The following is a 23,878-nucleotide window of genomic DNA, read 5'->3' as shown; positions in this document are numbered from 1 at the left end:
GACGTTAGTCCGCCCCGCCCCGCCCGCCGGGCGGAACCCGCCCCCGCTCATCCCGCGCCGCGCCCCGGCGGCGTCCACTCCGCGTGGTGGGCGGGCGCGCAGGGCTCTAGGCTGCGCGGGTGAGCGGGTGCGTGTTCTGTCAGATCGTGGCCGGGGAGGTGCCGGCGTTCCGGGTGGCCGACGAGCCGGACGGGGTGGCGTTCCTGGACACCCGGCCCGTGTTCAAGGGGCACGTCCTGGTGGTGCCCCGCGCCCACCTGGTCACCCTGACCGACCTGCCGGCGGCCGACCTGTCCGGCTACTTCGGCCTGGTGCAGCGCCTGGCGGCGGCCGTGGAATCCGGTCTGGGGGCCGGTGGGACCTTCGTGGCGATGAACAACCGGGTGTCCCAGTCGGTGCCGCACCTGCACACCCACGTGGTGCCGAGGACCAAGGGCGACGGCCTGCGCGGCTTCTTCTGGCCGCGTACCCGCTACGCCGACGACGCCGAGGCCGACTCCTACGCCGGGCGGGTCGCCGCCGCCCTGCCCTGAGACCCGCCGACATTCGGCGAGGCCCGGGGGCGAGAGCCGGGACGCAGCGGGTAAGGAAGACGGGCCCGCCGGTGTTGCATGCGGGGAGAGGTACGAGAGGAGTTCCACCGTGTTCCTTCGCCGCATGAAGGCCGAGATGATCAGCCCCGACCAGGCCCTGCCCGGCCGCCCGATCGCGATGCCGATCGGGGACCGGCACGAGGTGCTGCCGTCGTCGCTGAAGGGCCCGTTCCCGGAGGGTGCCCAGGTCGCCGTCTTCGGCATGGGCTGCTTCTGGGGCGCCGAGCGGCTGTTCTGGACCCTCCCGGGGGTGCTGACGACGTCGGCCGGCTACGCGGGCGGCTACAGCGCCAACCCGACGTACGAGGAGGTGTGTTCGGGGATGACCGGGCACGCCGAGGTGGTCCAGGTGGTCTACGAGCCCACCGTGATCAGCTACGAGGACCTGCTCAAGGTGTTCTGGGAGAACCACGACCCGACCCAGGGCATGCGTCAGGGCAACGACGTCGGCAGCCAGTACCGCTCGACGATCTACACCACCAGCGACGAGCAGCTGGCCACCGCGCAGGCGTCCCGGGACGCGTTCGCGCCGATCGTGGCGCGGGCCGGCAAGGGTGAGATCACCACCGAGATCGCCCCGCTGGGCGACTACTACTTCGCCGAGGACTACCACCAACAGTATCTGGCCCCGACGAAGAACCCGAACGGCTACTGCAACCACGGACCGAACGGGTTGAGCTGCCCGGTCGGGGTGGCCCGTACCGCCGGCTGAGGGAGCCCCGGCAGGTGAGGGCCGTGATCGCGGGCGGAACTGCCCGTTCGAGGAACGCGCGAGGGAGTATGGGCCCGATGAGTCACGATCCGGCCGGGGGTGTGCGGGTCATCAGAATCGTCGATCACGATCCGGCCTGGCCACAACGGTTCCGGGAGGTGGCGGGTCCACTGCGCGCGGCATTGGGCGATGTGGCACTGCGCATCGACCACATCGGCTCCACCTCGGTGCCGGGCCTGGCGGCCAAACCGGTGATCGACCTACAGATCTCGGTGGCCCGGTTGGCACCCGACGAGCCTTTCCGGGTGCCGTTGCAGAGCCTGGGACACGTGTTCCGGGACAAGAACCCGGAACGTACGAAGCGGTACTTCCGGGAACCGCCGGGGCAGCCGCGTACCCACATCCACGTGCGGATGGCAGGTAGTTTCTCGGAGCAGTTTCCCTTGCTGTTCCGCGATTACCTGCGGGTGCATCCACAGGCCGCCGAGGAGTACGCGGCGGTCAAGCGTGACCTGGCCGCCAGACATCCGCACGATGGGCTCGCCTACACGAACGCGAAGGCCGGGTTCTCCTGGGCGCTCATCCGTCGCGCCGACGACTGGGCCCAGGAGACCGGGTGGTCGCCGGGCCCGAGCGACGCATGAGCACCGACGGTGTGAGCTGCCCGGTCGGGGTGGCCCGTACGGTCGGCTGACCGACCCGGACACCGAGCGGCCGTCGGGCGACCCGCCCGACGGCCGTTTTCCGGAGCCTGCGGTGTTTGTCACATCGTGGGCCCGGGGCGAATCGGGCACCCGCCGGGCCCCGGGCAGGAACGTCGGCCCGCGCGGGGCCGTCACGGTGAGTGGCGCACATGCTAGCAATCCCGTAACACCATCGACATCAGCTCAACAGGCGAAGTGCAACAACCTCTGGCAGCATTGGCTGGCATGTGCGGACTTGCGGGAGAGTTCCGGCGTGACGGTTCCCGGGCCGATGTGTCGGCGGTGGAACGCATGGCGGCCACGATGAGTGACCGGGGGCCCGACGACAGCGGAGTGTGGTCACAGGGGGCCACCGCCCTCGGGCACCGCCGCTTGAAGATCATCGACCTCTCCGCCGCCAGCGGGCAACCGATCGTCGACCCGGCCGCCGGGCTCACCGGCGTGTTCAACGGCTGCATCTACAACTACCGCGAGCTGCGCCAGGAGTTGCAGGCTAAGGGCCACCGCTTCTTCTCCTCCGGCGACAGCGAGGTGGTGGTCAAGGCGTACGCCGAGTGGGGGCTCGACTTCGTCGACCACCTGATCGGCATGTTCGCCGTCGCGATCACCGAGCGGGACACCGGCCGGCTGGTGCTGGCCCGGGACCGGCTCGGCATCAAGCCGCTCTACCTGGCCGAGACGCCGGGCGTGGTGCGGTTCGCCAGCACCCTGCCCGCCCTGCTGGCCGGCGGCGGGATCGACACCACCATCGACCCGGTGGCACTGTCGCACTACCTCAGCTTCCACAGCATCGTGCCGCCGCCGCGCACCATCCTGCGTGGCGTGGCCAAGCTCCCCCCGGCCACCGTCCGGGTCTACGAGCCCGACGGCCGCACCCACGAGCGGGTCTACTGGGACCCGTCGTTCACCCGGGACGCGTCGCGCGCCGACTGGTCGGCCCGGGACTGGGAGGACGCCCTGCTGGAGTCGCTGACCACCGCCGTACGCCGGCGGATGGTCGCCGACGTGCCGGTGGGCGTGCTGCTCTCCGGCGGCCTGGACTCCAGCCTGGTGGTGGCGCTGCTGGCCGGCGAGGGGCAGACCCGCTCCGGGCTGTCCACCTTCTCGATCGGCTTCGACGCCGTCGGCGGGCGGGAGGGCGACGAGTTCGTCTACTCCGACCTTGTGGCCAAGACGTTCGGCACCGACCACCACCAGCTCAAGGTGGCCGCCGGTGACCTGGTTCCGCCGCTGGAGGCGGCGGTGGCCGCGATGAGCGAGCCGATGGTCAGCCACGACTGCGTCGCCTTCTACCTGCTGAGCCAGGAGGTCTCCAAGCACGTCAAGGTGGTCCAGTCCGGTCAGGGCGCGGACGAGATCCTCGGCGGCTACCACTGGTACCCGCCACTGGCCGGCATCGACCGGGAGCAGGCCCTCGACTCGTACGCGAAGGCGTTCTTCGACCGGGACGCGGCCGGGCTGGCCCGGGTGCTCAACCCGGCGTGGCTGGCCGACGGCGATCCGGCGCGCGAGTTCGTCGCCGCCCACCTGGGCCGGGCCGGGGCGCAGACCGCCGTCGACGCCGGCCTGCGGATCGACACCCAGGTCATGCTCACCGACGACCCGGTGAAGCGGGTCGACAACATGACCATGGCGCACGGCCTGGAGGCCCGGGTGCCGTTCCTCGACCACGAGTTCGTGGAGCTGGCGGCGAGCTGCCCGCCCGAGCTGAAGCTGGCCCAGGGCGGCAAGGGCGTGCTCAAGGAGATCGGCCGCCGGGTCCTGCCGCACGAGGTGATCGACCGCCCAAAGGGTTACTTCCCGGTGCCCGGCCTGACCCACCTGGAGGGCAAGCTCCTCGACCGGGTCCGCGACGCGCTCACCGCGCCGCAGGCCCGCCGCCGCGACCTGTTCCGTGCCGACTACGTCAATGCGCTGCTCGCCGACCCGAACGCCGAACTGACCCCGTTGAACGGAAACAAACTGTGGCAACTGGGACTCCTGGAAATGTGGCTCCAGAGCCACGGAATCGACTGACCGTGAACGAGACCCTCGCGACCGGCACGGCCCGTACCGACCGGGAGCGGGTGCTCGGCCGCCGCCGGGAACGCATCGGCCCCGGCGGTGACCCGGTCGCGCCGGCCACCGCACCGGAGCCGCGCCGGGAACCGGCCGGGCCGTCAGACGTGGTCCTGGACTGCGGCTGGGGGCGGCTGGTGTTCGGCCAGACCTTCCACGAGCAGGTGGCGGTGGCCCATGTGCTGCGGTCCGAGGCGGCCGGCTCCCGGGACATCTGCATCTACCTGCGCGACCCGCACGTGCTGGTGTCCCGGCTGCCCGACGAACTGTTCATCGACCCGTCGCTGACCTACCGGCTGCCGCTGGGTGAGCGCCGCCCGGAGGCCACCGGGCGGATGGAGATCCCGGGGCTGGTCGTCCGGCCGCTGCGCGACGCCGACGACGCGGACGCGGTGAACCGGATCTACGCCCGCAACGGCATGGTCACCGCGCCGGTGGAGGTGCTCGTCGACAACGCCGGCACCGACCGGTTCCTGCATCTGGTGGCCGAGGCGAGCACCGGGGAGATCGTCGGCACCATCACCGGCGTCGACCACGTGGCGGTCTTCGGCGACCGGGAGAACGGCGCGAGCCTGTGGTGCCTGACCGTCGACTTCAACACCGCCCCGCCCGGCACCGGTCAGGCCCTGCTCACCGAGCTGGCCGACCGGCTCGACGAGCGGGGCCGGGCGTTCGTCGACCTGTCGGTGCTGGCCGAGAACTCCGGCGCGATCCGGCTCTACGAGCGGTTGGGTTTCCACCGCACCGGCACGCTCTGCGTCAAGCGGAAGAACCCGATCAACGAACGGCTGTTCCTGCCGGCCACCCCGGCGGGCTACGACGAGCTGAACCCGTACGCGAGGATCGTCGCCGACGAGGCGATGCGGCGCGGCATCCGGGTGGAGGTCACCGACGCGCACTGGGGTGAGCTGCGGCTGACCAACGGCGGCCGGACGATCGTCACCCGCGAGTCGCTGTCCGAGCTGACCTCGGCGGTGGCGATGAGCCGCTGCGACGACAAGCGGGTCACCCGGCGCATCCTCACCGAGGCGGGCCTGTCGGTGCCGCGTGGCCGGACCGCCACCGGCGACGCCGACGACCTGGCCTTCCTCACCGACGTCGGCCCGGTGGTGGTCAAGCCGGCCCGGGGCGAGCAGGGCAACGGCATCACCGTCGGGGTACGCACCGCCGAGGCGTTGGCCACGGCCGTCGAGCTGGCCCGCCGGTTCTGCCCCGACGTGCTGATCGAGGAGCTGCGCGCGGGCGAGGACCTGCGGGTGATCGTGATCGACCATGAGGTGGTGGCCGCCGCCGTACGCCGACCGGCGCAGATCACCGGTGACGGGGTGCACGACGTCACCGCGCTGATCGAGCGGCAGAGCCGACGCCGGGCCGCCGCCACCGGCGGGGAGTCCCGCATCCCGGTCGACGAGATGACCCGCGAGGTGGTGGCCGAGGCCGGGCACCGGATGGACGACGTGCTGCCCGAGGGGCGGGTGCTGGCGGTGCGCCGGACGGCGAACCTCCACACCGGTGGCACAATCCACGACGTGACGGCCGAACTGCACCCGACGATCGCCACCGCCTGCGTGGCGGCGAGCCGGGCCCTGGACATCCCGGTGACCGGGCTGGACCTGCTGGTCCCCGCCCCCGACCAGCCCGAGCACGTGTTCATCGAGGCGAACGAGCGGCCGGGGCTGGCCAACCACGAGCCCCAGCCGACCGCCGAGCGCTTCGTGGACCTGCTCTTCCCGGGCACCCGGGCCCCGCAGCGTCTCTGGAGCCCGGCCGGGCCCGGAGGGGTCGCGTGAGCCTCAAGCCCCTGGAGATCGACCTGGACTACCTGCGCCAGGTGCTGGTGGAGTTGCTGGACATCCCCAGCCCGTCGGGGCGTACCGACCACGTGCAGCAGTACGTGGGGGAACGCCTGTCCGCGCTGGGCATCCCGTCCACGCTGACCCGGCGGGGGGCGCTCAGCGCCTGCTTGCCCGGCCCCCGGCAGACCGGTGCCGACCGGGCGATCGTGGTGCACACCGACACCATCGGCGGGATGGTCAAGCGGCTCAAGGAGAACGGCCGGCTGGAGCTGAAGACCATCGGCACCCACTCGGCCCGGTTCGCCGAGGGCGCGCACGTGCGGATCTTCACCGACGACCTGGACCGGGTGGTCACCGGGCAGGTGTTGCCGTTGAAGGCCAGCGGGCACCGCTACAACGACGACGTCGACCTGCAGGGCGTCGGCTGGCAGCACGTCGAGGTACGCGTCGACGAGCCGGTCGAGGACATCGCCGGCCTGCGGGCGCTGGGCATCGACGCGGGCGACTTCGTGGCGTTCCTGCCGAACCCGATGGTCACCCCGTCCGGTTACGTGAAGTCCCGGCACCTGGACGACAAGGCCGGGGTGGCGGCGGTGCTGACCGCGTTCAAGGCGGTGGTGGACGCCGGTATCACCCCCACCGTCACCGCCCACCTGCTGGTCACCGTCACCGAGGAGATCGGCCACGGCGCCAGCCACGGCCTGGACCCGGACGTCGCCGAGATCGTCTCGGTGGACGCGGCGGTGGTCGCGCCGGGCCAGCAGTCCCGGGAGGACGCGGCGACCCTGGCGATGGGCGACGGGGTCGGCCCGTTCGACTACCACCTGACCCGCAACCTGGCCACCATCGCCCGGGAACACGGGGTGGACCTGGTCCGCGACGTCTTCGACTACTACCGCTCGGACGTGGCGGCGGCGGTCGAGGCGGGCGCGCACGCCCGGGTGGCGCTGCTCGGTTTCGGGGTGGACGCCACCCACGGCCACGAGCGCACCCATCTGGACGGCCTGGCCCACCTGACCCAGTTGCTCTGCCTCTATCTCCAGAGCGACCTGGTCTTTCCCGAGTGGGACGCCGAGCCGGAGGGCGACCTGGCCGACTTCCCGTCGCTGGCGGTGCAGCCGGCCAACGAAGACGGCCCCCGTGAGGGCCCGATCGGCATCGACTGACCGGCTCCGCGCAGCCCTGACCACCGGCCCGGCCGGCGGTCACGTCGCCGGTGGGTGGCGGCCCGCGTCGCGCCCGCCACCCACCGGCCGGGTCGATCGCTGCCCGGCGGGTGACCGACGCCTTCGCACCGGCCACCCCGGCCGGGTCACCGGTTGCGGCGGTCCGCCGCGTGCAGGAGCGCAATCAGCGCCTCGGTCGGTCGCAGCACCGCGTCCCGGGCTGCCGGGTCACCGGTGATCCGCTGCCGCGCCCGGTCGGCCAGCTGCGCCAGCAGTTCACCGGCGCGGGCCGCGTTGCCGGCGGTGCCGGCCTGCTCGGCCCGCTGGAGCCGGTCGGTCAGCCGGGCCGCCACGTACTCGGTGATCCGGCCGGCGGCGACGTACTCCGCGATCAGGTACCGCAGGTCGGAGTACCAGGCGGGGTCGCGGGTGAACGACGCGGGCAGGTGACCGGCGTCGGCGGCGGCGAGGGTCGCCGCGACGCTGGCGTCCACGTACGACCCGACGGTCGGGTATCGGGTGGCGAGTTGCGCGTCGGTCAGCGGCACCGAACTGCCGTCGAGGAAGCAGAAGCCGGGTCCGGTGTTGCTGCCGCTGTTGACCCGCAGCGGCACCTGGTGCTGGGCGAGCCGGATACCGCCGAGGGCGAGCCCGAGGTCGTCGCGGGCGATGGCCGGCGGGGTCGTGGTGGTCGTCTGGATCGGCGGGGCACTGGGCGGGGCCACCTGCCGGGCGACCCAGGCGACGGTGTGGTCGTAGACCGCGTTCTGCACCATGTGCTGCGGGACGCGCGACAGCGAGGGCAGCGTGCAGGTCTGCGGTTCACCCGGGTAGCCGCCCGGGTAGCTGCCGATGTCCCGCTTGCGCAGCGGCCCGTAGTCGGTGATCAGCTTCCAGTCGCCGTGCGACGCGCCGGCCACCTCCCAGGAGCGCAGGACGGGCGAGTCGGCCTGGGCGCGGGCCGTCGCGGGCAGGATGCCGCTGGCCACGTCCCCCTCGGAGTTGATCCGGAACACCGGTGTGGTCAGGTCGGTGCGCAACACCCCGCCACCGCCGTGCAGGACGACCGCGTCGAGGACGTTCGCCGACTGCTGGACGCCGTTGTAGTAGTTGGCGAGGCGGCCGGCCGACTGCGAGTGGCCGGTGGCGATCACGTACTGCGGGGCGGGCAGCTTGCCCAGCGGGTCGACGCCGGTCGGGTTGCGGACCGCCTTCACCGCCTGGCTGAAGATGTCGTACGAGAGGCTGTCGTCGGTGACGGTGCCGCCGACGGTGACGTCCAGCGGGCCGTACCGGGTGGGGCTCCACGCCTTGAGCCCGGTGGCGGAGTGCAGCCCGGCCCGCTGGGCGGAGACCCCGACCCAGGCGTAGCCGGAGCGGATCAGGTGTTCGTGCGACTGGAACCAGTCGACCTCCTGGTCCCACTGGTTGCTGACGTTGTTCCACTCGGCGATGACGACACCGTTGAACTTCGTGGTGTTGGCCGGCCGGCGGACCACCAGCCGGGTGCCGTACGGCTGGTCGGTGCCGAGGGTGGTCGCGTTCTGGGTGCCCTGCACGGCGTACCGGGTGGCGGTGCCGAAGAGGAAGAACTCCTCCTCGACGTAGCCGGCGGCGGCCAGGTTGACGTCGGTGGCGAGGAACGGGTAGCCGTGACCGGGGTCGCCGACCGGGGTGGTCCGGGCGATCGGCCCGGCGACCACCGGGTTCGCCACGGTCGCGCCGGTGGCGGTGGACGGCCGGGGCGTGGTCGGCGCGGCTGCGGTCGCCGGGTGGACCGGGCCGGTGGCGACGGCCAGCGCACCGACCAGGCCGAGGGTGAGACATCGTCGGGTGTTCCTGCGGGTGGTGGACGAAACGGGCACGGTTCACCTCACGGGGGGAGCGACCGAGGGGACGACTCGGGCGGCAGCGGCGAGACGTGGCCACTGTGGGGCAGAGAGTAATGCTCACTTCAGGCGAAAGATAGGCCAGACGAGCACGAACTTTCGCCGACTTGAGCAAAAGTCGCCGGCCTGCGACCCTCCCCCGCCGGCATGACGCCGTCTGCGGGATCGCGCGAAAAATCACTACCGGCACCCGGGGCGCAGTGGGTAGCGTGGCGGTACACGGGAAAGGAGGTGGTCCAGACTTGTATAGCAATCGGACTCGTGAGGTGGCTGTCCGCTAGCCGCTGTCCTCGACAGTGAACGACCAAGCATGATCGTCGAGACCGTGTGGCAGCGGTGCGGCGAAACCACGACAGCCACCCGACCCCCGGGGTGCCGACCCAGTCCAGTCGGCCCGTGCGCGAGCACGGAAGCCCCGGGGGTCGCTTCGTCTCCGGAGGAGGCCGGCGGTGTCCATGCGTGAGCTGACGGTGCTCGGTACGGCCAGCCAGACCCCCACCCGGCTGCGCAACCACAACGGCTACGTGCTGCGCTGGGACGACGAGGTGATCCTCTTCGACCCGGGCGAGGGCAGCCAGCGCCAACTCCTGCACACCGGGGTCACCGCCACCGACCTCACCCGGATCTGCGTCACCCACTTCCACGGCGACCACTGCCTCGGCCTACCCGGCACCATCCAACGGCTCTCCCTGGACCGGGTGCCGCACCCGGTGGCGGTGCACTTCCCCGCCGGAGGCGCCGAATACTTCGCCAGGTTGCGGCACGCCAGCAGCTTCCACGAGACCGCCGAGCTGGCCGTCGAACCGATCACCACCGACGGGCAACGGATCACCCTGGGCGTCGGCACGCTGGAGGCCCGCCGGCTGCGGCACCCCGTCGAGACGTACGGCTACCGGCTGGTCGAGCCGGACGGCTGCCGGATGCTGCCGGAGCGACTGTCCGCGTACGGCATCGGTGGGCCGGCGGTCGGCGAGCTGCTGCGCGTCGGGCACCTGGACGTCGGCGGACGCCGCGTCACCCGGGACGAGGTGAGCGTGGTCCGGCCGGGGCAGCGGTTCGCCTTCGTGATGGACACCGGCCTCTGCGACGGGGTGTACGCCCTCGCCGAACACGCCGACCTGCTGGTCATCGAGTCGACGTTCCTGGCGTCGGAGACCGCGCTCGCCGCCGAGGTCGGCCACCTGACCGCCGGCCAGGCCGCCCGGGTCGCCACCGAGTCCGGGGTACGCACCCTGGTGCTCACCCACTTCTCCCAGCGGTACGCCGACCCGCGCCGCTTCCACGACGAGGCCCGCGAGCACTTCACCGGGGAGCTGGTGATCGCCGAGGACCTGACCACCGTGCCGGTCCCGCCCCGGCGGGTAGCCTCGGCCGGGTGACCGTCACGCTCCGTCCCGCCGTCGCCGACGACCTGATGCCGGTGGGCGCCCTGCACCAGCGGTCCCGGATCGCGGCCTACTCGTCGTTCCTGCCGCCCGAGGCGTTGGCCGACCCGACGCCCGAGGCAATGGGGGCGTACTGGGTCGAGCGGTGGACGTGGGAACGCGACGAGCACCTGATGACCGTGGCCGAGCGGGACGGCCGGCTGGTCGGGTTCAGCTACCTCGGCCCGGACGACGGGGGCGACCCGGCGACCGGGCTGCTCAACGCCATCCACCTCGACCCGGCCGAGCGGGGCCGGGGCACCGGCCGGGCGCTGATGGTGGACGCGTTGGACACCATGCGGGTCCGGGGCTGGCGTCGGGCGGTGCTGTGGGTGCTGGAGAGCAACGCCCCCGCCCGGCACTTCTACGAGCGCGGCGGCTGGCGGGCCACCGGCGATCGCCGGGACGAACGGATCGGCCCCACCCGCACCCCGCAGCTGCGCTACGCCCGGCAGCTGCCCGGCTGCTGACCGTCAGGTGCCGTCCTGGTCCGCGTCGACCGAGAAGTTGATCACTGATAGATACCCGTCGCCGTCCTCGACCACCTTCATCAGCATGCTCTCGGCAAAGATGTTGTCGTTGTCGTTGAAGGTGTCCCGCCCGGTGTGCGCGGCGTACGGCGCGGCGGCGTACACCCGGGTGTTGAGCGCCTCGTCGAACATCATCTGGGTGGTGAGCACCCGGTCGTCGCCCAGGTGCACCATCGCGTGGATGTGCGTGGTGCGGCCCCGGTACCAGCCCGGCCAGATGGTGGTGAACTCGACGATCCCGTCGGCGTTGGTGACCTGGGCGCCGCGCAGGTAGCGCTTGTCGTCGGTCGGCGTCAGGTCCGCCGCCGACCCCTCGGCGCCGCCGCCCGGGGCCGCCCCACCCCCTGGCGGGGTGCCGGTGGGCGGGGTGCCACCCGACGCGCCGCCGGGCGGATTGCCGCCGGACAGAGCGCCGCCGCCCGACGCACCGGACGACTGCGCCTCGGCACCCGAGTACAGGCCCTCGGCGTCACAGTGCCAGATCTCCACGACGGCGTTGGCCAACGGTCCGCACTGCTCGCTGTCCTGCACCCGGATCGCCACCCGCAGCCGGGTGCCCGCCCGGTCCTCCCGGATGTCGTTGCGGATCTTGTCGGCGTCGAAGTAGTACGGGCCCTGGGTGGTGCTCGCGGTCAACGTGCAGGTGTTCGCCGCGCCGAACAGCGCAGCCAGGTCGGCCGACGTGCTGGCGGTCGCCTGGGGGGACACGGTCTGGCCGGTCGACGTGGTGACCGTGCCGCTGTCCCGGCCGCAGGCCGCGAGCAGGCCGGCCAGCCCGATCGAGCCGACCCCCGCGATCAGCCGCCGACGGCTGACCCGCTGCCCCTCGTGGTGGTCCAGGTCGTGTCGCATGTCGTTCCTCCCGTGGTCGGTGCCTCTCGGCTCACCCGACCGTAGGGAGGCTGCTCGGATGCCCTCTGTGCTGCCCCTGTGCCCGTGCTGTGAATGGTCGACCCGACGGCGACCGGCCCGGACACGCTGCGGGCCCCTCCCGTCGGAAGGGGCCCCGCAGCGGCGTCGGATCAGCGTGCGCCGAGGTGGGCGAGCAGGTCCTGACGGGTCAGCACGCCCTTGGGCTTGCCGTCGACCAGCACCAGCGCCGCATCGGACTTCTCCAGCAGGCCCACCGCCTCGCTCACCGGCTGGCCGCCACCGACCATCGGCAGCGGGTCACCCATGTGCCGCTCGATGGTGTCGTGCAGGTGGGCCTGACCGGTGAACAGGGCGTCCAGCAGGTCCCGCTCGGCGATCGAGCCGGCCACCTCGCCGGTGACCACCGGCGGCTCGGCCTTGAGCACCGGGAGCTGGGAGACGCCGTACTCACGCATGTAGTCGATGGCGTCGCGGACCGTCTCGGTCGGGTGGACGTGCACCAGTTCGGGCAGGCCGCCCGGCTTGCCGGCCAGCGCGTCGGCGACGGTCGGCTCGGTGCCGGGGTGGTCGAGGAAGCCGTACCGGGCCATCCACCGGTCGTTGAAAATCTTGGACAGGTAGCCCTTGCCGCTGTCCGGCAGCAGCACCACGACCACGTCGTCCGGGCCGGCGGCACGGGCCACCTCCAGCGCCGCCACCACGGCCATCCCGCAGGAGCCGCCGACGAGCAGCCCCTCCTCGCGGGCCAGCCGCCGGGTCATCTCGAAGGACGCCTTGTCGGACACCTCGATGATCTCGTCGGCGACCTCCCGGTCGTACGTCGCCGGCCAGAAGTCCTCACCGACACCCTCGACCAGGTACGGCCGGCCGGTGCCCCCGGAGTAGACCGAGCCCTCCGGGTCCGCCCCGATCACCCTGACCCGCCCCTCGGAAGCCTCCTTGAGGTAACGCCCGATGCCGGTGATGGTGCCGCCGGTGCCGACCCCGGTGACGAAGTGGGTGAGCCCGCCCCCGGTCTGCTTCCACAGCTCCGGGCCGGTGGTCTCGTAGTGCGAGCGCGGGTTGGCCGGGTTGCTGTACTGGTCGGGCTTCCACGCGCCGGGGATCTCCCGGGCCAGCCGGTCGGAGACGTTGTAGTAGGAGCGGGGGTCCTCCGGGGCGACGGCGGTCGGGCAGACCACCACCTCCGCCCCGTACGCGCGCAGCACGTCCTGCTTGTCCTGGCTGACCTTGTCGGGGCAGACGAAGACGCAGTGGTAGCCCTTGAGCTGGGCCACCAGGGCCAGCCCGACACCGGTGTTGCCGCTGGTCGGCTCGACGATGGTGCCGCCGGGCCTGAGCAGCCCGGCGGCCTCGGCGTCCTCCACCATCCGCAGCGCGATCCGGTCCTTGACCGAGCCGCCGGGGTTGAGGTATTCCACCTTCGCCAGCACGGTCGCGCTGATGCCCTCGGTGACGTTGCGCAGTCGTACCAGCGGGGTGTTGCCGATCAGGTCGACGACGTTGTCGTAGTACTGCACCTCGTTGTGCCCTTCGTTGCGGCGCCGGCGACGGCGGCCTGGCAGACGGTCCTTCGTCGCTCAGGGTACGTGCCCTCAGAGCGTCACATGACCGGGGATGACGGAGGCCCGACGCGCCTCCCACTCCAGGAAGCGCTCGGTCTCCGACAGCACGCTGCCGGCCAGCCAGGTGACCATCACGGCGTCGTCCACCAGACCGAGCACGGTCAGGAACAGCTCCGGCACCAGGTCGACAGGCGACACGACGTAGACCGTCGCCGCCGTCATCATCGCCAGCCGCAGCCCGCCGTCGTACTCGCCCCGGGCGGTCGCCCGGATCATCCGGGGCAGCGCCGCCAGCCGGGCACCCAACGACGGGCCACCCCGGGCACCCGCCGCCAGCGACCGGGCCAACGCCGTGAAGGCCGCGGTCCGCTTCAATGTCCTACCCATCTCATCCAGCCCCTCTCCACCGACCAGCGTGACTGTCCGGCGCAAGCCGTCGCCACCTGCGGCGGGGCGACCGCAGGTGGGCCCCGCCACCGGATCAGGTACCCAGAATCGTCGCGGCCCAGCCGGGAAACCGACCGTCCCGACGGAAGCGGGGGGCCGTCACGGCGCGATAATGTCGCTGTATGGGGGTGGCTGGTTCCGTCGTACCGGTGGTTCCGCGCTGGCATCGCGCCCGACAGGTCGCCCGGCTGGCGGCGATCGGCACGGGCGCCACCGCGGCGGCCGTCGCCGCGACCGGCGGGGTGCTGCTCGGCCAGGCCCGGCAGGCCCGACGCACCATCCCGATGGCGCAGGCCCCACCGCCGCGCTGCGACGGCGTCTACGGCGCCAAGATCCCCGGGACACCGCTGACCATGGTGATCCTCGGCGACTCCTCCGCCGCCAGTTACGGGGTGCTGCGGCGGCGGGAGACCCTGGGTTCGCTGCTGGCCACCGGGCTGTCCCGGCGACTGCACCGGGCCGTACGGGTGCACCGCTTCGCCGTGGTCGGCGCACTCTCCGCCGGGCTCCGGCCGCAGGTCGAGGCCGCCCTGGAATGCGCGCCGGACATCGCGGTGATCATGGTCGGCGGCAACGACGTCACCAACCGGTCGCCATACTCCGTGGCGGTCCGGCACCTGGTCGACGCGGTCCGCGCGCTGCGCGCCGCCGGCTGCGAGGTGGTCGTCGGGACCTGCCCCGACCTGGGCGCGATCCAGCCGATCCAACCCCCGCTGCGCTGGTTGGCCCGCCGGTGGAGCCGGCAGCTCGCCGCCGCCCAGACGGTCGCGGTGGTCGAGGCGGGCGGCTGGACGGTCTCCCTCGGTGACCTGCTCGGCCCCCGGTTCTCCGCCGAACCGACCCGGATGTTCGCCTCGGACCGGTTCCACCCTTCCGCCGAGGGGTACGCGATGGCCGCCGCCGCGCTCCTGCCGACCGTAGTGTCGGCGCTCGGCGGCGGGGAACGCCGACCCGCCCCGGGCCGGAGCGACGGCGTGCGGTCGCTGCCCGAGGCCGCCCAGGAAGCAGCCCGGCACGCCGGCACGGAGGTCAGCGGCGCGCAGTTCCGGGGTCGGGAGCGCGGCCCCGCCGGCCGCTGGGCGCAACTGCGGCGGCGGGCCTTCTTCGGCGTCGGCGCGGTGCCGCAGTCCGGTGCCGCCGCCGACTCACCCCAACTGGAGGAACTGGCATGAGCGAGCACAGCGAGCGAACCACCGGGTGCCACGAATGCCACGCAGCGCCGGTCGGCATCGACGTGCACCTGCCGACGGTGACGCCATGACGGGCCGGTCCGTGGGCGGCGAGCTGGCCGTACGCCTCGGTAAGGCCGCGGCGGTCTCCCTGGTCGCCGGGACGATCGGCGGGGCGGCGGTGCTCGCCGGCCAGGCGGTGGCGGCCCGCAACCGCGACTACGCCCAGCCCGAACTGGGCCTGGCGCTGCGGGCCACGGTCGGCCGGGCCGGTGCCCCACCGCTGCGGCTGGTGCTGCTCGGGGACTCCTCGGCGCTCGGTGTCGGGGTGGGCCGCTTCGACGAGACGGTCGGCGGTCAACTCGCCTACCTGCTGGCCGAGGGGCCGACCGGTCGTCGGGTGCACCTGTCCAGCGTGGGTGTCTCCGGCTCCCGCTCCACCGATCTGTCCACCCAGGTGGCGCGGGCGCTGCTCGGGGACCGGCCGGACGTGGCGGTGGTGCTGATCGGGGCGAACGACGCCACGGCGATGAGCCGGCCGTTGGAGGCGGCGGCGTACCTCGCCTCGGCGGTGCGCCGGCTGCGGGAGGCCCGGGTCGAGGTCGTCGTCGGCACCTGCCCGGACCTGGGGGCGGTGCGCGCGGTGGCCCCGCCGCTGCGGCAGGTGATCGGGTGGTCGGGCCGGCGGGTCGCGAGGGCACAGACCGCCGCCGTGCTGGACGCCGGGGGCACGGTCGTCGACCTGGGTACGGAGACCGGGCCGGTGTTCCGGGCCGACGCCGGGACGCTGTGTCACGACGGCTTCCACCCGTCCGCCGACGGTTACCGGGTGTGGGCGCACGCCCTGCTGCCGGCGGTGGTCGCCGCCGCGAACGTCGCCTCCCGGCACTGACCGGCCCCGGAACGCACGGCGGTCCGGCGTAACCGCCCGGCGGTCCGGCATACCCCGCCCGGCGGCCGGGCGTGCCCCGGCGGTCCGGCGTGGCCCCGCGGTCCGGCTTACCCCGGCCGGCGTAGCCCGGGCCGGCGGGTCCGAGCTGCCGGTGGGTCGACGCCGCCGCCACCGGCATGCCGCCCGGGTGACATTTCCCGCTGGTCGGGCTGCTTCCGCGCCAAGTTACCGTCAAGTTAACGTTGGTTCATGCCGATTGAGTCGTCCCGCGACGCCGTCATCGTCGCCACCGCCCGGTCCCCCATCGGCCGCGCGTTCAAGGGTTCCCTGCGCGAGGTCCGCCCGGACGACCTCGCCGCCACCATCGTCCAGGCCGCGCTGGACAAGGTTCCCGGGCTCGACCCGACCACCATCGACGACCTCTACCTCGGGTGCGGGCTGCCCGGCGGCGAGCAGGGCTTCAACCTGGCCCGGGTGGTCGCCACCCTGATGGGCCTGGACGGGCTGCCGGGCGCCACCCTCACCCGCTACTGCGCGTCGTCGTTGCAGACCACCCGGATGGCGATGCACGCGATCCGGGCCGGCGAGGGCGACGTCTTCGTCTCCGCCGGGGTCGAGATGGTCTCCCGGTACGCCCGGGGCAACTCCGACACCCTGCCACCCGAGGCGCAGGCGCTGGTCGGCGGTGGCTGGGAGAACCCGCGCTTCGCCGAGGCGCGGCAGCGGTCGGTGGCCCGCGCCCAGGGCGACGCCGAGGTGTGGACCGACCCGCGCGACGCCGGGCAGCTCCCCGACATCTACCTGGCGATGGGGCAGACGGCGGAGAACCTGGCCCAGGTGTACGACGTCACCCGGGAGGAGATGGACGCGTTCGGCGTCCGCAGCCAGAACCTCGCCGAGAAGGCCATCGCCGACGGCTTCTGGGTCCGCGAGATCACCCCGGTCACCACCCCGGACGGCAGCGTGGTCGACACCGACGACGGCCCGCGCGCCGGGGTCACCCTGGAGGCGGTGGCCGGGCTGAAGCCGGTCTTCCGCCCGGACGGCCGGATCACCGCCGGCAACTGCTGCCCGCTCAACGACGGGGCCGCCGCCGTGGTGGTGATGAGCGCCCAGCGGGCCGACGAGTTGGGGCTGACCCCGCTGGCCCGGATCGTCTCCACCGGCGTCACCGCCCTGTCGCCGGAGATCATGGGCCTCGGCCCGGTCGAGGCGTCCCGGCAGGCGCTGCGCCGGGCCGGGATGACCGTCGACGACGTCGACCTGGTCGAGATCAACGAGGCGTTCGCCGCCCAGGTGATCCCGTCGTACCGGCAGCTCGGCATCCCCGAGGACAAGGTCAACGTGATGGGCGGGGCGATCGCCGTCGGCCACCCGTTCGGGATGACCGGCGCCCGGATCACCGGCACCCTGCTCAACGCCCTGCAGTGGCACGACGCGACCATCGGCCTGGAGACCATGTGCGTCGGCGGCGGTCAGGGCATGGCGATGGTGCTCGAACGGCTCAGCTGAGCCGCTACAGCGCGCCGCGGGTCGCCGTCACCAGGGCGGCGGCCCCGGCCAGTACCGCCTCCGGCGGGCCGGCGGCCACCAGGTCCGCCGTGACCACCCGGAGCTGGTCGGGCAGCGCCATCGGGTGCGCCAACCGGGGTACGTCCCGCCGGGGCTCACCCTCCGCGTCGGCCGCCAGGTCGGCGACCTCCTGCACCAGCTTGTGCACCAGGTCGGCCCGGGACACGTTGCCGCCCTCGGCGACCGCCGCCCAGCGCGGCTGCTGCCAGTGGCCCACCTGACGGACCAGCAGGTCCACCGCCCGGCCCAACTCCGCTGCGCTCATCGTCGGCGAGTCTACGCACCCCGGTCGGGGTGCGTAGACGACGACGCCCGCCGCCGCAGGGTGCACGGTGGCGGGCGTCGGGTGCGAAAGCGTCAGTCGTCACCCTGGAAGTAGCTGATCAGACGGAGCATCTCCAGGTAGAGCCAGACGAGGCTGACCACGATGCCGAACGCGGCCGTCCAGGAATAGCGGGCCGGCAGCCCCATCCGGACGCCGTCCTCGACCTCCTTGAAGCTGAGCACGAAGCTCAGCGAGGCGACCACGATGCAGACCAGGCTGAACCCGATGGCCAGCGGGCTGCCGTCGCGCAGGCCGGTGTTCACGCCGAACAGCGCGAGCACCAGGTTGATCAGCATGACGGCGAACAGGCCCGCCATCACGGCGATCATGCCCTTGACGAACTTGGGGGTGGCCCGGATGACGCGCGCCTTGTAGAGGATGGTCATCACGAAGAAGACGCCGAAGGTGGCGACCACGGCCTGGAGCACGATGCCCTGGTAGGCCGTTTCGTAGACCTTGCTGACCAGGCCGACGAACGCGCCCTCGACGATCGCGTACGCGACGACCAGCGCCGGGTTGGCGACCCGGGAGAACGAGATGATCAGCCCGAGGACCAGGCCGACCATAGCGGCGCCGATCCAGGCGACGCCGAGCACCGAATCCGGCACCAGGATCCAGGCGGCGGCGGCGGAGACGCCGAGGATCGCCAGGAGCGTGACGGTCTTGACGACGACGTCGTCGAGGGTCATCGTGCCGGACACCTGCGGGGCGACCGGGGAACCGGGCTGACCCGGGTACTGCTGGGGAACGCCGGGCTGTCCGTAACCGTACGGCCCGGGCTGGGCGTACCCGGCGGAGCGCTCCCGCTCGGCCGCCTGGCCGAGCCGGGCGAGCACCGGGTTCGAGGTCTTCACTGTCTCAGGCCTCCCTCAGGGGGTCAGTCGCACGCAAACGTGCACTCCCAGGGTAAACGGCCCGGTGCCAGCCGGTACGGCCGGGACGCTGTGGGAAAGCTGAGAGTGTGTGGTGCCCGGGGCGGGTCTCGAACCCGCACGCCTTGCGGCAGCCGCTTTTAAGGCGGCCGTGTCTGCCGTTCCACCACCCGGGCGAAAGCGCGTCACGTCGATGCGCGGCGGTGCAGTCCCACGGTAACCGGTCCGTGTCGCCCCGGCGTACCCGGCGACGCGAACGCCCCTGCCCGCTCCGGCGGGCAGGGGCGTTCGGTGTCGGAGCGGCGGTCAGGCCGCCCTGCTGGTGATCGGGATCGGCTGCGACGCCTCCGCGAACTCCTCCCGCGGGTCGTGCAGCTGACCGAGCGCGACCACCTCACGCTTGAGGAAGAAGGCCAGCGACCAGTCGACCACGACCCGGACCTTGCGGTTGAACGACGGGATCCGGCTCATGTGGTACGTCCGGTGCATGAACCAGGCCGGCCAGCCCGTCATCTTGATGCCGTACACCTGGGCGACGCCCTTGTGCAGGCCGAGGCTGGCCACGCTGCCGGCGTGCTTGTGCTTGTAGTCGACAGGCGGCCGGCCCCGGACCACCAGGGCGATGTTGTCGGCCATCCGGGCGGCCTGCCGCACCGCGTGCTGGGCGCTCGGCGAGCAGTAGTTGCCCGGCTCCTTGGTGAGGTCCGGCACGGCCGCGCAGTCACCGGCGCTCCACGCCCCCTCGACCACCCGGTCGCCGTCGACGACCTGGAGGGTGGGCAGGCAGGTGACCCGCCGCCGCTCGTCGCGGGGGAAGTCGGTGCGGTCCAGCATCGGCGACGGCTTCACCCCGGCCGTCCAGACGATGGTGTCGGAGCGGAAGCTGTCGCCGTCGGAGAGCTTCACCACACCGTCGACGCAGGACTCCAGCCGGGTGTCCAACCGGATGTCCATGTTCCGCTTGAGCAACTGCTGCACCGTGTAGGCGCCCATGTCCCGGTCGACCTCGGGCAGCACCCGCTGGGTCGCCTCGACCAGCACCCAGCGCATGTCGTCCGGTTCCAGCTCGGGGTAGTAGCGCAGCGCGTCCCGGGCCATGTCCTCCATCTCGGCCAACGCCTCGATGCCGGCGTAGCCGCCGCCGACGAAGGTGAAGGTCAACGCGGAGCGACGGACGTCGGGATCCGGCGTGGCGGCGGCCACGTCGAGCCGGTCCAGCACGTGGTTGCGCAGGTAGATGGCCTCACCGATGGTCTTGAAGCCGATCCCGTGCTCGTGCAGGCCCGGGATGGGCAGGGTGCGGGACACCGAGCCGGGGGCGACGACCACGTGGTCGTAGGGGATCTCCCGGGTCGGGCCGGAGATCGGCTGCACCACCGCGGTCTTGCGGCTGTGGTCGATCCGGGTCACCGCGCCCGCGACCACCTTGCACTTGCGCAACTCGCGCCGCAGCGGCACCACGGAGTGCCGGGGCGAGATGTTGCCGGCCGCCGCCTCGGGCAGGAACGGCTGGTAGGTCATGTGCGGCTGCGGGTCGACGACGACGACCTCGGCCTCACGGGAGCTCAGCTTCTTGGACAGGCGCAGAGCGGCGTACAGGCCCACGTGCCCGGCACCCACGACAAGGATCCGCTTCGGATTCACGTATCCATCTTTCCCCGGGCGGCTGCGGTAATACCCCTCGAGACCCCCATCTGTGACGGAGCACAACACCTGTGAGCTGCGCAACGTCGCGCTATCTGCGGCGCAGCAGCCAACCCAGCAGCCCGCTCAGACCCACCGCCACCAGCAGTCCGACCACCGTGGCGGTCTGGAAACCGTCATCCGGGCCGAGTTGCCCCGCCCGGGTCAGCAACACGCCGATCACCGCGGAGGCCAGCACCACCGCGCCGGCCCGGGTGAGCCAGCGCAGCACCACGTTCGGGTCGGTCACCCCGTCGTAGGGCAACACGGCCACCAGGGCGCAGAGGGTGTGCCCGAGGTAGAGCAGGGTCGCCACCGCCAGCAACCGCCACAACGCGATCGGGCGGTCGTAACCGGCCGAGGCGAACACCCAGCCGGCGACCGTGACCAGCACGGCGAAGGTCGGCCAGACCCGGCGCGGGGCCACCGCCGGCAGCACCGCCACCACCGTCAGCGCGAGCAGCGACCGGGCCTGGAACAGCTCCACCGGGTACGCCAGCAGCAGGCCGGCCAGCACCACCAGGAAGACCGCCCCGCGCACCAGCAACGGCAGCAGCGCCACCCGACGCACCGCCGTGCGGGCCGCCCGGACCCGCTCCCGGGCCGCGTCCACCGGGCTCACCGGCCACCCACCCGGGGGGCGGTGGCCAGCCGGGCGACGTCCCGCAGCACCTGGTCCAGGCTGCCCGCGCCGGCCCAGCCCACCACCGGCACGCCGTGCTCCCGGAGCTGGGCGATCATCGTGTCCCGGTCCAGCCGCCACAGCCGGTACGCAACCGGTGCCCAGCCCCGGTCGCCGGGCGGGGCCAGGTCGGTCGGCAGGGTGTCCACCGCCACCACGAACCGTCCGCCCCGGGCCAGCCGGGCCAACATCTGCGCGGACCGCTCGTCGAGCAGCGGGGTGAGCACCACCACCAGCGCGTCGGCGGAGAGCACCTGCGGCCCGAACACCTGGTCGTACGGCTCGTGTGGGGAGGACTCGGCGTGCACGTCGAGCAGCCACTCCAGCACGGTCAGGTACTGCCGGCGGCCGGTCGCGGGGCGCAGCCGACGGGCCGCCGGGCCGTACTCCAGCAGGGCCACCCGGTCGCCCCGGTGCAGGTAGTGCTCGGCGATCGCGGCGGCGGCCCGGACGGTGGTGTCCAACACGGATGCCGCTCCGGCCACCCCGCCGGACCGCCCCGCCTCGGCCAGCACGTCGAGCAGGACGACCACCTCGGCGTCCCGGTCGGACAGGGTCGACGCCACGTGCAGTTGCCGGGTCCGCAGCGACACCCGCCAGTCGATGCGGCGCAGCCGGTCCCCCGGCCCGAAGACCCGCACCCCGGCCAGTTCCCCGCCCTCCCCCGGCCGGCGCGAGTGGTGCGCGCCGACCAGCCCGGCGGCCCGGGGCATCGCCTCCACCGCGTCGAACGGCTCGGTCTTCGGGTACACCCGCATCCGCACCGGTTCGGTGAGCACCGCACGGGAGACCAGCAGTCCGTCGGCGGCGGCGGCCCGGGCACCGGCCGGACCGACCGGGTGCCGCCCCCAGCGCAGCGCGGTGCCGGACAGTTCCAGGTCGACGGCGGTGCCGGTGGACAACGCCGTCACGAAGGGCCGATCCATGCCGCCGGAGCGGCTGACATCCAGCTCGATGCCGCCGAAACCGACCCGCCGCACCGACAGCCACGGCGAGACGCGGGTCCGGACCACCACCACGTCGTACGGCACGGTGTCCGGATTGCCCACCGCCACCGCGCCGGCCAGGTCACCGCCCTCTACCAGCTGGGCATCCTCGGCGATGATCTCCAACTGTGGGGCGGCGGAGGGCCGGCGACGCAACGCGTACGCGGTGCCGAGCGCGAACGGGGTGGCCAGCACGACCAGGTCGACCCGGCCGAGCAGCACCGCGGCGATCAGCAGCAGCCCGGTGAGCAGCACCGCCCGGCCGAGCGCCCAGGTGGGCGACCAGCCCGCCGTCGGCTCCTGACGGTCCGGCACGACGATCAGCGCCCGGCCCGGCCGGCCGCGTAGCTGGGCAGCGCCCCACTGGCCGGGGCCGGGGTCTGCTCCAGCACCTCGCCGACCACGAACGACGGGTCGACCCGGCGCAGCCACATCTCCGGACGCAACGTGATCCGGTGCGCCAGCGCGGGGGCGGCCACCTCCTTCACGTCCTCCGGCACCACGTAGTCCCGGCCGGCGAAGACGGCCCGGACCCGGGCCAGCAGCAGCAACGCCAGCGAACCCCGAGGGGACGCCCCGACCAGCACCGACGGGTGTTCCCGGGTGGCCGCGGTGAGGTCCACGATGTACTTGCCGACGGAGTCCTCCACCACCACGTCCTCCAACGCGGCCTGCATGGCCCGCAGGGTTGCGGCGTCGACCACCGGCTCGATCTGCGCCTCCTCGCGGCGGCGGTCCATCCGGCGGCGCAGCACCTCCCACTCCTCGTCGCGCTGCGGGTAACCGAACGACACCCGCAGCAGGAACCGGTCGAGCTGCGCCTCGGGCAGCGGGTACGTCCCCTCGTACTCGATCGGGTTGGCGGTGGCCAGGACGTGGAACGGCTCGTCGAGCCGGTAGGTGACGCCCTCGACGGAGACCTGCTTCTCCTGCATCGCCTCCAGCAGCGCCGACTGGGTCTTCGGCGGGGTCCGGTTGATCTCGTCGGCGAGCAGCAGGTTGGTGAAGAGCGGACCGGCCCGGAAGGAGAAGTCGCCGGTGCGCTGGTCGTAGAGGAACGAGCCGGTGACGTCGGCGGGCAGCAGGTCGGGGGTGAACTGGAGGCGGCGGAAGTCCAACCCGAGGGCCTGGGCGAAGGAACGGGCGGTCAGTGTCTTGCCCAGGCCGGGCAGATCCTCCAGCAGCACGTGCCCGCCGGCCAGGATGCCGGCGAGGACCAGTTCCAGGGACTCCCGCTTGCCGACCACGACCGTGCCGACCGCGTCCAGCACCGCCCGGGCCAGGTGGCCGACCTCCGTGGCGGGAATGCTGCGGTCCACGTCGTTCATCAGATCTTCTCCAGTTCGGCGACGATCGCCGCGAGGTCGCGCGGCGACGGGGGACGGCGGGAGGGGGTCTCGAGGAAACTCCACAGCGGGTCCCCGAGCAGGGCCCGGGCCCGGGTCGGGTCGGCTTCCCTGGTCAGGCCGTGGCGTTGGCGCAGCCGCTCGTCGGCCAGCTCGCCGAGACGGGGCAGGATCCGCTCGGTGAACCGCTCCTGGTTGCCCGAGGACCAGTCCAGCGGTCGTTCCCAGCCGTTGATCGCGGCCCGCAGCGCGTCCCGGGCCGCCCAGTTGTAGGCGCCCGGCTCCTCACCGGCCGGGGTCCGGGCCCCGCTGCGGGGCGGGGGCGGCGGGGCCAGCGCGGCGGTGACCCGACGGACGGTGAGCACCGCCAGCACCCCCGCCACCACGATGCCGATCGACAGTTGCAGACCGACCGCGCGCAGGCCGACCAGGACCACGGCGGTCACCCCGGCGGTGGTCAGGAGCAGCCGGAACAGCCAGCGCACGCGCCCGCCCCGGGCCCGGCCGGACCGGGCCGACGGCTCCTCCTCGAAACGGAACAGGTCGTCCAGACCGGTCGACTCGCTCACCCCGACACCCCGCCGGACGGGTGGC

At 72.9% G+C, this 23,878-nt stretch carries 22 protein-coding genes and 1 tRNA gene; 11 read left to right on the top strand and 12 right to left on the bottom strand.

The features are described from left to right. The first annotated feature begins 119 nt into the window (after positions 1 to 119). The 6 genes from AB0K25_RS18550 to AB0K25_RS18525 all read left to right on the top strand — a co-directional run bounded on the left by AB0K25_RS18550 (position 120) and on the right by AB0K25_RS18525 (position 7,029). On the top strand, positions 120 to 533 hold the full coding sequence (locus AB0K25_RS18550; RefSeq protein ID WP_219467262.1) for an HIT family protein: 414 nt from the start codon (positions 120 to 122) through the stop codon (positions 531 to 533). A gap of 109 nt (positions 534 to 642) precedes the next feature. Next, entirely contained in the window at positions 643 to 1,305 is a 663-nt protein-coding gene (gene msrA, locus AB0K25_RS18545; protein WP_208568525.1) for a peptide-methionine (S)-S-oxide reductase MsrA, read from the top strand. A 77-nt stretch (positions 1,306 to 1,382) separates the two neighbouring features. Next, a complete protein-coding gene (locus AB0K25_RS18540) occupies positions 1,383 to 1,949 on the top strand; it encodes a GrpB family protein (RefSeq protein ID WP_219467242.1) in 567 nt (188 codons plus the stop codon). 285 nt (positions 1,950 to 2,234) lie between these two features. Continuing rightward, the gene (locus AB0K25_RS18535; protein WP_219467239.1) at positions 2,235 to 4,025 is read left to right on the top strand and encodes an N-acetylglutaminylglutamine amidotransferase; all 1,791 of its coding nucleotides are present in this window, start codon (positions 2,235 to 2,237) and stop codon (positions 4,023 to 4,025) included. A 2-nt stretch (positions 4,026 to 4,027) separates the two neighbouring features. Then, positions 4,028 to 5,857, top strand: a complete 1,830-nt coding sequence (gene ngg / locus AB0K25_RS18530; RefSeq protein WP_219467237.1) for an N-acetylglutaminylglutamine synthetase — start codon at positions 4,028 to 4,030, stop codon at positions 5,855 to 5,857. Continuing rightward, positions 5,854 to 7,029 (top strand): osmoprotectant NAGGN system M42 family peptidase, encoded by a 1,176-nt coding sequence (locus AB0K25_RS18525; RefSeq protein WP_357536279.1) that lies wholly within the window; start codon positions 5,854 to 5,856, stop codon positions 7,027 to 7,029. Before ngg ends, AB0K25_RS18525 begins: the two co-directional genes overlap by 4 nt. A 146-nt stretch (positions 7,030 to 7,175) precedes the next feature. Here AB0K25_RS18525 and AB0K25_RS18520 read toward each other — a convergent pair whose 3' ends face one another. Continuing rightward, positions 7,176 to 8,894: an alpha/beta hydrolase domain-containing protein gene (locus tag AB0K25_RS18520; RefSeq protein ID WP_219467235.1), complete on the bottom strand. Its 1,719-nt coding sequence runs from the start codon at positions 8,892 to 8,894 to the stop codon at positions 7,176 to 7,178. 473 nt (positions 8,895 to 9,367) lie between these two features. Here AB0K25_RS18520 and AB0K25_RS18515 point away from each other — a divergent pair, with 473 nt between their 5' ends. Both AB0K25_RS18515 and AB0K25_RS18510 read left to right on the top strand, forming a co-directional pair. Then, a complete protein-coding gene (locus AB0K25_RS18515; RefSeq protein WP_357536277.1) occupies positions 9,368 to 10,297 on the top strand; it encodes a ribonuclease Z in 930 nt (309 codons plus the stop codon). Further along, a complete protein-coding gene (locus AB0K25_RS18510; protein WP_357536275.1) occupies positions 10,294 to 10,812 on the top strand; it encodes a GNAT family N-acetyltransferase in 519 nt (172 codons plus the stop codon). Before AB0K25_RS18515 ends, AB0K25_RS18510 begins: the two co-directional genes overlap by 4 nt. A 3-nt stretch (positions 10,813 to 10,815) precedes the next feature. Here AB0K25_RS18510 and AB0K25_RS18505 read toward each other — a convergent pair whose 3' ends face one another. The 3 genes from AB0K25_RS18505 to AB0K25_RS18495 all read right to left on the bottom strand — a co-directional run bounded on the left by AB0K25_RS18505 (position 10,816) and on the right by AB0K25_RS18495 (position 13,697). Further along, positions 10,816 to 11,724: an intradiol ring-cleavage dioxygenase gene (locus AB0K25_RS18505; protein ID WP_363821327.1), complete on the bottom strand. Its 909-nt coding sequence runs from the start codon at positions 11,722 to 11,724 to the stop codon at positions 10,816 to 10,818. 170 nt (positions 11,725 to 11,894) lie between these two features. Next, entirely contained in the window at positions 11,895 to 13,265 is a 1,371-nt protein-coding gene (locus AB0K25_RS18500; RefSeq protein ID WP_208568533.1) for a cystathionine beta-synthase, read from the bottom strand. 75 nt (positions 13,266 to 13,340) lie between these two features. Continuing rightward, entirely contained in the window at positions 13,341 to 13,697 is a 357-nt protein-coding gene (locus AB0K25_RS18495) for a YkvA family protein (protein ID WP_204928292.1), read from the bottom strand. A 182-nt stretch (positions 13,698 to 13,879) separates the two neighbouring features. On the opposite strand from AB0K25_RS18495, the gene AB0K25_RS18490 reads away from it, so the two are divergent. From AB0K25_RS18490 to AB0K25_RS18480, 3 genes are all read left to right on the top strand, one after another. After that, a complete protein-coding gene (locus AB0K25_RS18490) occupies positions 13,880 to 14,929 on the top strand; it encodes an SGNH/GDSL hydrolase family protein (RefSeq protein ID WP_357536273.1) in 1,050 nt (349 codons plus the stop codon). A gap of 85 nt (positions 14,930 to 15,014) precedes the next feature. After that, positions 15,015 to 15,818, top strand: coding sequence for an SGNH/GDSL hydrolase family protein (locus AB0K25_RS18485; protein ID WP_208568535.1), 804 nt, complete (start codon positions 15,015 to 15,017; stop codon positions 15,816 to 15,818). A gap of 249 nt (positions 15,819 to 16,067) precedes the next feature. Continuing rightward, positions 16,068 to 17,330, top strand: a complete 1,263-nt coding sequence (locus AB0K25_RS18480) for an acetyl-CoA C-acetyltransferase (protein ID WP_357536271.1) — start codon at positions 16,068 to 16,070, stop codon at positions 17,328 to 17,330. 4 nt (positions 17,331 to 17,334) lie between these two features. Here AB0K25_RS18480 and AB0K25_RS18475 read toward each other — a convergent pair whose 3' ends face one another. The 8 genes from AB0K25_RS18475 to AB0K25_RS18440 all read right to left on the bottom strand — a co-directional run bounded on the left by AB0K25_RS18475 (position 17,335) and on the right by AB0K25_RS18440 (position 23,853). Further along, positions 17,335 to 17,655 (bottom strand): hypothetical protein, encoded by a 321-nt coding sequence (locus tag AB0K25_RS18475; protein ID WP_208568537.1) that lies wholly within the window; start codon positions 17,653 to 17,655, stop codon positions 17,335 to 17,337. A 92-nt stretch (positions 17,656 to 17,747) separates the two neighbouring features. Further along, positions 17,748 to 18,569 carry a Bax inhibitor-1/YccA family protein gene (locus tag AB0K25_RS18470; RefSeq protein WP_219467221.1) on the bottom strand — a complete coding sequence of 274 codons (822 nt, stop codon included), beginning with the start codon at positions 18,567 to 18,569 and terminating at the stop codon, positions 17,748 to 17,750. Positions 18,570 to 18,679: 110 nt separating this feature from the next. Beyond that, positions 18,680 to 18,763 (bottom strand) — tRNA-Leu (locus AB0K25_RS18465). Positions 18,764 to 18,893: 130 nt separating this feature from the next. After that, positions 18,894 to 20,231 (bottom strand): NAD(P)/FAD-dependent oxidoreductase, encoded by a 1,338-nt coding sequence (locus AB0K25_RS18460; protein ID WP_208568539.1) that lies wholly within the window; start codon positions 20,229 to 20,231, stop codon positions 18,894 to 18,896. 91 nt (positions 20,232 to 20,322) lie between these two features. Further along, complete coding sequence (locus AB0K25_RS18455; protein ID WP_363821357.1) at positions 20,323 to 20,883, bottom strand: hypothetical protein; 561 nt, start codon at positions 20,881 to 20,883, stop codon at positions 20,323 to 20,325. Positions 20,884 to 20,888: 5 nt separating this feature from the next. Next, complete coding sequence (locus AB0K25_RS18450; RefSeq protein ID WP_357536355.1) at positions 20,889 to 22,259, bottom strand: DUF58 domain-containing protein; 1,371 nt, start codon at positions 22,257 to 22,259, stop codon at positions 20,889 to 20,891. Further along, positions 22,259 to 23,266, bottom strand: a complete 1,008-nt coding sequence (locus AB0K25_RS18445) for a MoxR family ATPase (RefSeq protein ID WP_208568540.1) — start codon at positions 23,264 to 23,266, stop codon at positions 22,259 to 22,261. The genes AB0K25_RS18450 and AB0K25_RS18445 overlap by 1 nt, the downstream gene beginning before the upstream one ends. Continuing rightward, the gene (locus AB0K25_RS18440; RefSeq protein ID WP_357019853.1) at positions 23,266 to 23,853 is read right to left on the bottom strand and encodes a hypothetical protein; all 588 of its coding nucleotides are present in this window, start codon (positions 23,851 to 23,853) and stop codon (positions 23,266 to 23,268) included. Before AB0K25_RS18440 ends, AB0K25_RS18445 begins: the two co-directional genes overlap by 1 nt. Positions 23,854 to 23,878 lie beyond the last annotated feature (25 nt).

Origin of the sequence: Micromonospora sp. NPDC049257 (assembly GCF_040678915.1) — a bacterium.
GTDB classification, from domain to species: domain Bacteria; phylum Actinomycetota; class Actinomycetes; order Mycobacteriales; family Micromonosporaceae; genus Micromonospora; species Micromonospora antibiotica.
Note: the sequence above shows the minus strand (reverse complement) of the source record. Positions and strands in the feature narration are given on the sequence as shown.

Bases quoted from the DNA above. Each gene is read 5' to 3' on its own strand.
- AB0K25_RS18540 (WP_219467242.1), top strand. From the start codon at position 1,383: ATGAGTCACGATCCGGCCGGGGGTGTGCGGGTCATCAGAATCGTCGAT.
- AB0K25_RS18535 (WP_219467239.1), top strand. From the start codon at position 2,235: ATGTGCGGACTTGCGGGAGAGTTCCGGCGTGACGGTTCCCGGGCCGAT.
- AB0K25_RS18505 (WP_363821327.1), bottom strand. From the start codon at position 11,724: ATGCGACACGACCTGGACCACCACGAGGGGCAGCGGGTCAGCCGTCGG.
- AB0K25_RS18495 (WP_204928292.1), bottom strand. From the start codon at position 13,697: ATGGGTAGGACATTGAAGCGGACCGCGGCCTTCACGGCGTTGGCCCGG.
- AB0K25_RS18490 (WP_357536273.1), top strand. From the start codon at position 13,880: ATGGGGGTGGCTGGTTCCGTCGTACCGGTGGTTCCGCGCTGGCATCGC.
- AB0K25_RS18485 (WP_208568535.1), top strand. From the start codon at position 15,015: ATGACGGGCCGGTCCGTGGGCGGCGAGCTGGCCGTACGCCTCGGTAAG.
- AB0K25_RS18480 (WP_357536271.1), top strand. From the start codon at position 16,068: ATGCCGATTGAGTCGTCCCGCGACGCCGTCATCGTCGCCACCGCCCGG.
- AB0K25_RS18475 (WP_208568537.1), bottom strand. From the start codon at position 17,655: ATGAGCGCAGCGGAGTTGGGCCGGGCGGTGGACCTGCTGGTCCGTCAG.
- AB0K25_RS18445 (WP_208568540.1), bottom strand. From the start codon at position 23,266: ATGAACGACGTGGACCGCAGCATTCCCGCCACGGAGGTCGGCCACCTG.